Annotated in this window: 6 protein-coding genes; 2 read left to right on the top strand and 4 right to left on the bottom strand. The window is 60.0% G+C overall.

Annotation, left to right across the window (positions count from 1 at the left end; genetic code table 11):
* Window positions 1-240: 240 nt before the first annotated feature.
* Window positions 241-1,608 (bottom strand): FAD-dependent oxidoreductase, encoded by a 1,368-nt coding sequence (locus Q3981_RS09715; RefSeq protein ID WP_303125741.1) that lies wholly within the window; start codon window positions 1,606-1,608, stop codon window positions 241-243.
* 361 nt (window positions 1,609-1,969) lie between these two features.
* Here Q3981_RS09715 and pta point away from each other — a divergent pair, with 361 nt between their 5' ends.
* Both pta and Q3981_RS09705 read left to right on the top strand, forming a co-directional pair.
* On the top strand, window positions 1,970-3,496 hold the full coding sequence (gene pta / locus Q3981_RS09710) for a phosphate acetyltransferase (protein ID WP_303125739.1): 1,527 nt from the start codon (window positions 1,970-1,972) through the stop codon (window positions 3,494-3,496).
* Window positions 3,497-3,517: 21 nt separating this feature from the next.
* Complete coding sequence (locus Q3981_RS09705) at window positions 3,518-4,804, top strand: acetate kinase (RefSeq protein ID WP_303125737.1); 1,287 nt, start codon at window positions 3,518-3,520, stop codon at window positions 4,802-4,804.
* A gap of 43 nt (window positions 4,805-4,847) precedes the next feature.
* Here the strand turns inward: Q3981_RS09705 and Q3981_RS09700 are convergent, their stop codons facing one another.
* The 3 genes from Q3981_RS09700 to Q3981_RS09690 form a co-directional block, all read right to left on the bottom strand.
* Window positions 4,848-5,060 carry a hypothetical protein gene (locus tag Q3981_RS09700; protein ID WP_303125735.1) on the bottom strand — a complete coding sequence of 71 codons (213 nt, stop codon included), beginning with the start codon at window positions 5,058-5,060 and terminating at the stop codon, window positions 4,848-4,850.
* Between the two features lie 198 nt (window positions 5,061-5,258).
* Window positions 5,259-6,077, bottom strand: a complete 819-nt coding sequence (locus Q3981_RS09695) for a L,D-transpeptidase (RefSeq protein ID WP_303125733.1) — start codon at window positions 6,075-6,077, stop codon at window positions 5,259-5,261.
* 149 nt (window positions 6,078-6,226) lie between these two features.
* The coding region (locus Q3981_RS09690) for a serine/threonine protein kinase (protein WP_303125731.1) at window positions 6,227-8,533 on the bottom strand (2,307 nt) is incomplete at its 5' end.

The raw sequence follows: 8,533 nt of genomic DNA, 5'->3' as shown, positions 1-8,533 counted from the left end.
CCCAAAAGTGCGGGGGAATACGCGCCCCAAAATAAAAGTGTGGGGGAATATGGTCAATTTTCGGCCATTTTTCGCTCATATTCTCCCGCAGTTTTCACAACCGACCCTGATATACCCGCGCAGTTTTCCGGCACGCGGACACATTTTCGTCGTATAACCCGAAACCCCCAACCCCGAGCTGGCCCCGAAGAGCAACTTGCCCCCGGAGCTTCGTCATCTACGAAGCCCGGGGGCTCACCATCACTCACTCACGCGCGAGTGAACCACCATGTCGTCCCACTCGACGACCTTCTTCCGCTCGCGATCTTCCTTTTCGCCGAGCTCATGCTCGTACGCCTCGAGCGCGTGGTAGCCCTCCCAGGAGGTCACCTCGACGCCCTTATTGCGGAGCAACCCCAACACGGCGTCGGGATCCGTCGTCTCTGGTTCGGTTAGCACGCCATTATCAAGGTCTTCCAGCAGACAGTCGACGGTTTCGTTTGCGTCGCCCTTCGTGTTTCCGATCAAGCCGACCGGCCCGCGCTTAACCCATCCCGTGGTGTACAGACCGTCGAGGGTTTCCTCCGACCCGGGCTCGCGCACGATGCGTCCAGCGATGTTGGGAATCACGTGGTGTTTGTCGTCGAAGGGGATCTCCTCGGCGGGGTCAGACCGGTACCCGACGGCGTGATAAACAGCCCCCAGCTCCCAGTCCTTGTATTTCCCGGTGCCACGGATCCCACCGTTGCCGTCAAGCTCGGTGCGCTCGGTGCGCAACCCGGTGACCTTGCCGTCGTCGGTCAAAATCTCAACCGGCGACTCGAAGAAGTGGATATACAGCTTGTGGGGGCGGTCCTCGATCTCGCGGATCGCGTACTGCTCCAGGATGCTGCACACCATGTCCTGGATCTTGGAACTCCGACGCGTCGCCTCAGAGGCCTCGTCGTATTGAATGTCCTCGGGGTCCACAATCACCTGGATAGTGGGGGACTTGTCCAGTTCCTTGAGCTCCATCGGCGTGAATTTTGCCTGCGCGGGCCCACGCCGCCCGAACATGTGGACTTCCGTCGCTTTATTCTTCTTCAGCGCCTCGTACACGTTGTCGGGGATTTCAGTGACGTGCAGCTCGTCGGCAGTTTTGGCTAGCACGCGCGCGATATCGACCGCGACGTTACCGACGCCAACAACTCCGACTTTCTCGGCGTGTAAATCCCAATCGCGTTGGAAAAGGGGGTTGCCGTCATAAAAGCCGACGAATTCTCCCGCACCCCAGGAACCGTCGGCACCCTCGCCAGGGACGTTGAGGGCACGATCCCCGGTGGCCCCCGTCGCGAAGATGACGGCGTCGTAAAGAGACTGGAGTTCAGACAGGGTGATGTCCTTGCCGTATTCCACATTCCCGATCAACCGGAGCTCAGGTTTGTTCATCACCTTGTGGAGAGACTTAATAATTCCCTTGATGCGCGGGTGGTCGGGCGCAACGCCATAACGGATAAGGCCAAAGGGGGCTGGCATTTTTTCAAAAAGATCAATGGCGACGTCGCCGTCGTATTTCTTCATGAGGGCATCTGAAGCGTAAATACCAGCTGGTCCGGAGCCAATGACGGCCACACGTAGAGGTCGATCCATGGACTGAGGTTCTCCTTTTATTGCGATGTAATTGAGATTTGTAATGCGATGCGCTTGTATCCGGATTCTTTCCGACGAAACTATACCACTCTGTCTACTTTTGGCGTGGGGTCGGGTGCCCCACCTGCTGCCCGTTGGTACGTTACTGCAAATTCATGCCGCGTCAATCCCCGCGAAAGTGGCAAATAGTCGCGAAAGACACACACAAACGGAATAATGAAGGGTATATCCGCATATGTGCCAAACCCCACAAAGGTGAATCATCGGTGGTTCAGCACACGTGCGCCGGAACAGCGAGTAGCCGAGTAACCAGACTGCGTCATCATCACGTAACGCTGAGTAATTGTGGAGGTTTAATCACATGCCGTGTGCCCTATATATCGACGTCGGAGGAGCTTTCGGACCGTCGGCAGGCGACGCCCTACCAGCACCCCTTCAGGGAACTGCCACCCGAATCATTTCCGGAGAGCCGGGATCACCCGCTGACCCCTCAGCGCTTGTTGCCGAGGCAGTAGAGAAAACCTCCCCATCCGACGAATTGCAGGGCGCATTCGTTGCCACCGGAGACATCACCGTCGATTCGCGCATCGCGGCCAGCATCGGCGTCCCGGTCGTCCTCCTTTTCCTTACCGACGCCACCCCCGACTCGCTTCGCGTCTCACTGAGCATCTCCACAGCCGAGGGCGAGGGGGCCACGGTCGCGGCTATCGTTACCCGCGATGGACACTCCATCGACGGCGTCCCCACCAGCATCCCCGTCATCGCGGCGTCCGACGAAGCCGCGCTCGACTCCGCGGTGTCGTCGGCAGTAGGGGAGAGCGGGCGCCTCGAACCGGTCATCGGGCCGGAAGTGTTCCAACACAACCTCATTGACCAAGCCCGCGCCTCCGGAGCGCGCATTGTCCTCCCCGAAGGCGACGACGACCGCATCCTCCGCGCCGCTGACTGGCTCCTCGAACACCACGTCTGCGATCTCACCATCCTCGGCAACCCCGACGACATCGCCGCGCGGGCCAAAGAACTCGGCCTCAACCTCAGCGACGCCACCATCGCCGACCCCCAAGGCACCGACGACGACTCCGTCGAACAGTCCGAAAAATTCGCCGCCACCTTCGCTGAGCTGCGGAAAAAGAAAGGCGTCACCATCGACGACGCCCGGGAGACAATGAAGGACATCTCCTACTACGCCACCATGATGATCTACGACGGCCAAGCCGACGGCATGGTATCCGGCGCCGCGCACACTACCGCGCACACCATCAGGCCAGCGCTACAGATCATCAAAACCGCGCCGGGATCCTCCGTCGTCTCCTCCATCTTCCTCATGGTCATGCGCGGGAAACTCTGGGCGTTCGGGGATTGCGCTGTGAACCCCAACCCGACCTCCGAGCAGTTGGCAGAAATCGCCGTCACCTCCGCCGACACTGCCGCCAGCTTCGGGATCGACCCCCGCGTTGCCCTCTTGTCCTACTCGACGGGATCCTCCGGAGCGGGTGATGACGTCGATAAAGTCACCCGCGCGGTCGAGCTGGCGCAGGCTAAAGCCGCCGACACGTCGCGGAACGGTAGCCCCATCGCCATTGATGGGCCCATCCAGTTCGACGCAGCCGTCGAGCCCTCCGTCGGCAAGAAGAAAATGCCCGAGTCCGACGTCGCTGGGCAGGCCACGGTCTTCGTCTTCCCCACTCTCGACGCGGGGAACATTGCGTACAAGGCGGTTCAGCGTACCGCGAACGCGCTGGCTGTGGGGCCGGTGCTCCAGGGCCTGAACAAGCCGGTCAACGATCTCTCCCGCGGGGCCACCGTGCCGGACATCATCAACACTGTGGCCGTCACAGCAGTGCAAGTGGCCGCACAGACCAGCACCCGCGATTCCGCACAGTCCTGACCCGCCACAGAGAGAAGCGACATGATGAAGACAAGCGACACACCGACCCCGGCAGACACATCCGCAGCGGCCGCCGCACCCACCGCTCCCGAAACATCTGGACATGAGAATGACGAACTCGTCCTCGTGCTGAACTCGGGCTCGTCGTCGATCAAATTCCAGCTGGTCAACCCGGCTAATCACGCCACCGATGACCCCTTCGTCTCTGGGCTCGTGGAGCAGATCGGTGAGGAAACCGGGCACATCACCATCAAATACGCGGGGGAGAAGCACACCCGCGAGCTGCCCATTCTCAACCACACAGAGGGCCTCGACGAAGCACTGAACTTCCTGGACTCACTCGGCGTCGGGCTCTCCACGCTGAACCTGGTGGCGTGCGGGCACCGCGTGGTCCACGGTGGGCGCCTGTTTAACAGCCCCGTCCTTATCGACGACGAGGTCGTCGGCCTGATCAGGGACCTTATTCCGCTCGCTCCGCTGCACAACCCGGCCAACCTGGATGGCATCACGGTCGCGCGGAAAATCCTGCCCGACATCCCCCATGTCGCGATCTTCGACACCGCTTTCTTCCACTCACTCCCGCCCGCAGCCGCTCTGTACCCCATCGATGCCGAAACGGCCATGAATTACGCCATCCGGCGGTACGGGTTCCACGGGACGAGCCACGAGTACGTGTCCCAACACGTGCCCGATCTCCTGGGCAAAGCACCCCACCAGGTGAACCAAATCACGCTGCACCTGGGGAACGGTGCTTCCGTCGCCGCCATCCGTGGTGGCCACGCCGTCGACACCTCAATGGGAATGACCCCATTGGCAGGCATCATGATGGGCACCCGTTCCGGCGACATCGACCCGGGCATTGTCTTCCACCTCGCGCGCAACGGTATGACTATCGACGAGATCGACGACCTGCTCAACCGACGGTCGGGCCTCAAAGGCATGAGCGGCGTGAATGACTTCCGCGCTCTCCAGGAAAAGATTGATCGCGAGGACCAGGACGCCTGGAGCGCCTACAACATGTATGTGCACTCCATCCGACGTTTCGTGGGTGCGTACATGCTCATCCTCGGCCGCCTCGATGCGATCACCTTCACGGCGGGGGTGGGCGAGAACCACGCCGGAATTCGCCGCGACACCATGGCTGACCTGGAGAATTTCGGCATCCTCATCGACGACGAGCGCAACAACTCGCCATCCCGCGAAGCGCGGCTCATTTCTTCCGATGATTCCCGCGTGAAAGTATTTGTTATCCCGACGAATGAGGAATTAGCCATCGCGCGGTATGCTGCGGGCTTCGCCCACAATTAGCGACGACGGGCTGGTGCGCTCTGACTTGGCGTGTGGTGGGGCGCTACGCCTGTGGTGGCGTGTCCGCCGTGTCGGGCTGAGCGGCCCGTCGATTAAGTGACCAGCGGATGAATTGGAAAACGGACGCTGCGACGATGAGCGCCGCGAAAAGTCGGTTAGTCCACGACTCGTCAATGTAACCCTGTGCGCGAACGATCAATAACAGGGCACCAGCGAAGAACATCACGGCTGCGAAGACTTTGTCGTTATACCGCATCGTCACATTCCACCGTCCAGTTCTCGTCGTCTGGGGTTATCAAAAAGTCCCCGCCGTAACGGGGACTATATGGTGCTACACCAACCACCTGGGTGTCCAATGGAAACACGTTAGAGGCGGCCAGGCTCGGCTGCGCTCATCGTCGACGCACAAGCCGACACCAAGGCACTAACACCAAGGCATTAGCAACGACGTTGTTTAGAAGATGTAGACGTCGTCGCCAACCTGCAGGGTGTTGAAGTAGTGCTCAGCATCCTGGTGGGAAAGGTGGATGCAGCCTGCAGACTCACGGTTCAGCGATCCCTCGTGGAACGCCATGCCGGAGTTCGTGAAGTACACCGAGTAAGGCATCGGAGCGTTGTTGAACTCGTGGCTCACTTCGTCCTTCACCTTGCGGAGAACCTTGTGCCAGCCAGGAGTGGTTTCCTGACCCGGAGCGCCCGAAGTGATCGGCACAGGACCGTAGGTGATGTTCTTGTGGCCGTCAGTCAACCAGGAACGACGAGCACCCAGGTTAACGCAAGCCTCTGCGCCATCCTCACAGGGTGCAGTCACTGCGTTCTGTTCAGCAGCGCGCTGAGCGGCCTCTGCTTCAGCAGCCTGGCGTGCCTGCTCTTCAGCAGCGCGGGCAGCGGCGTCGCGCGCAGCAGCCTGCTGAGCTTCCTGGTCAGCAATCGCGTTCGGCCAGATGGCGTTGATCCAGCCGTCGACGGTCGTGCGGATCCAGTTAGCAGCGTTCGGGTCTAGCTGCTCAGTGTTCTGGTAGACGCTGTTGCGCCAATCCAGGGCGATGGTCCTGCCGCGGTCCGACGCAGTGCGGGCGAACTCATTGAACTGATCCCGCGCCTGGTTGAGGAAATCCTGCGGGTTCGTTGCCGAGATAGCCGGCAAGTCGTCCGCACGAGCGGGAGCAGGGTTAGCAACTGTGGCGCCGCCCGCGAGAGCTGCGATGGCGGTAAGCGACGCGGCTGCGGAGACGCCGATACGGGTGGAAATTCGGCGATGAGCTTTAGACATAGTGCCTTACTTTAAACTGTTTGACAGGGTTTTCCTACTTGAAACGCATTTTCTAGCATACTCTCTACCAAAATTACACCTGAAAAACCACCCATTGTCGACGGCGATCGGTTCCCGGAAAACACAAAATGTGACGCAGAACCTACGCCCTACCACCACGTACGCGGCCGAATCGCATTCGCCATATCAACCAGGTGATACCTGTGGCTAGGGTACTGAACACTCCGCGCCATCCGACGCAGATCCGCCTCCACACCGAGCCGCAAACCACGCACCTCAAAGGGCTGGCCGAACAACGTCGGCACGGTAGCGTGGGTCCGATTCGTCTCCCGCAGCCAATTAAGCCCAGCGGACATGACGGCCACGCGCACTTGCGCCATTCGCGGCTCGTTCGTTGGGATCTCATCCAGGCGCTGCGCAGCGTCGATAATTCGTTCTTCAGTCAGATCTTTCGGTGGGCCAGAAATGAGGTGGAGGACCGTCGTCAAGCGGGCTAATCGGTGGTGCCGGGACGCCTGCGGAACCTGGTCCAACGCCTCAACAGCCCGGGCAACATCGCCCTCCGCGATGAACTGGCGGGACAAACCGAACGCCGACGACACCGTCGTGGGGTTGGTCGCCCACACCAGGCCGTACAACCGCGTGGCATGAAAGCGCAGGGCAACGGGGTCGTCGCCGACGGGATCCCACCGATCACCCATCGCTTCCAGAGCACTATCCGACGGCAATGCGGACGCGTGGCCTAAGGTTGCAGCCGCCACGGCGGTCTGCCTGTCCAACACCGAGGTCATCGACAAGCCCTTCGCCTGAAGCCACAATTCCGACGTCGCGGCGATGGCAAGCTTGGCCGCGGGCTCCCCGGGAAGAATGAAGATGACTTTTTCAAAATGCCGCTGCGCCTGTTCGTAATCATTGAGCAGCAAAGCAGTGATTCCGGAATACCATTCATATCGCCAATCTCGGGTAAAAGACGATTCGAATGTCGATAGATAATTATGAGCTTCATCAACAAGCCCGAGATCAAGCATTGCCCTCACAATAGAAAGCGGAATTTCCACGCTCTCCGCATACTCAGGCATTTTCATCTTCGCGTACAACGAATCAATGGCCTCAGAGGGCTCGGCATAACTGATCGTCGAGAGGATATACGCACCCGGATCCGTGGCGTCCACCATAGGAACTGGCAGCGCGGCCACCACCTCCGGGGCCGTAATCTCAATGGACCGTTCAATACCGTCCACTAATTGATCGGTACGGAAAACCAAGTGCTTCGTTCCATACGTTGTCCTTTGGGGAGCAAACTGTGAATGCAAATGCGGGAAATGCACCTGGTCACGCACCGCACGAATTTCACGCAACACACCCGTTAACTGATTCGCCATCGACGACGCCGACGCAAAACGCTTCTCCGGATCCGGATCAGTCGCCCGCAGCAGCAAACGATAGAGCGACAGGTAGCGACGAAACACCGGCTCGTTAGTCGGAGTAGGCAAACCGTCCTTATACCGCCCGTCAATCGTCGGCAAATGAACAATAAGCGACGCTAACGTGCGGCCAACGGTATAAATATCACTGCGCACCGTCGGACCGGTCTCCGTAATCTCAGGAGCCTGGAACCCCGGCGTCCCGTAAATGTGCCCGAACGCGCCGATCCCCGTGACCGCACCCAGGTCGATCAGCTTGACCTGCTCCTCAGTGATGATGATGTTGTCCGGCTTGAGATCGTTATAAACGACGCCGCGCGAGTGTAGATAATCCAGCGCCTCCAGAACCTCAAGCATGTAACCGATGGCGACATCGACCGCGAAAAGGCTGTCCCGCTGCTTCTTCCGCTGCGACCGCAACGACGGCCCACCAACGTACTCCATCACGATGAACCCGCCGGGGGAGCGGTCATCATCGACGAAGTTGTAAATCTTCACGATGCCCGTGTGCGTAATATCCGCCAGGAACGCGCGCTCGGCGCCGGCCACCGCCCGATCCTGCTCATTGGCCGTCGCCTTCATCCCCTTGAGGACAACCCACCGGTCCGAAACATTGTGGTCAATGGCCAGATAAATCCACCCGACGCCACCATTGGCCAGCGCCCCGACCACCTCATACTGGCCCGCCACCATGTCCCCCTTGTGGAGCGACGGTGCCTTGGCATCCGTTTCCTTAATCGTGTCGGAATCCATGACGGATTCCCGCGGATCCGTGGGCACGATGAACGGCAACGACACCATGCCATCGGCAACCACTTTGCCGCGCCGGGAAGCCGCTCTGCGCTCGCGGAACGTGGAGAGGGCGCGCTCACGGGACGCCTGGCTGGGGTCATGGCTGGCACCATCGGCCCCACGTGGGCGGGCCACGGTTTTGGCACTACCAGGGCCCGGGCCCGTTACTCCATCACCCGACGACGGGGTATCCGCAGGATTGTCGGACTGTAAGAGTGAACCAATGTCGTTGATGTCGAT

The sequence above is a fragment of the Corynebacterium sp. genome, from assembly GCF_030530965.1.
Lineage (GTDB): Bacteria > Actinomycetota > Actinomycetes > Mycobacteriales > Mycobacteriaceae > Corynebacterium.
This window is presented reverse-complemented; position numbering and strand designations above follow the sequence as displayed.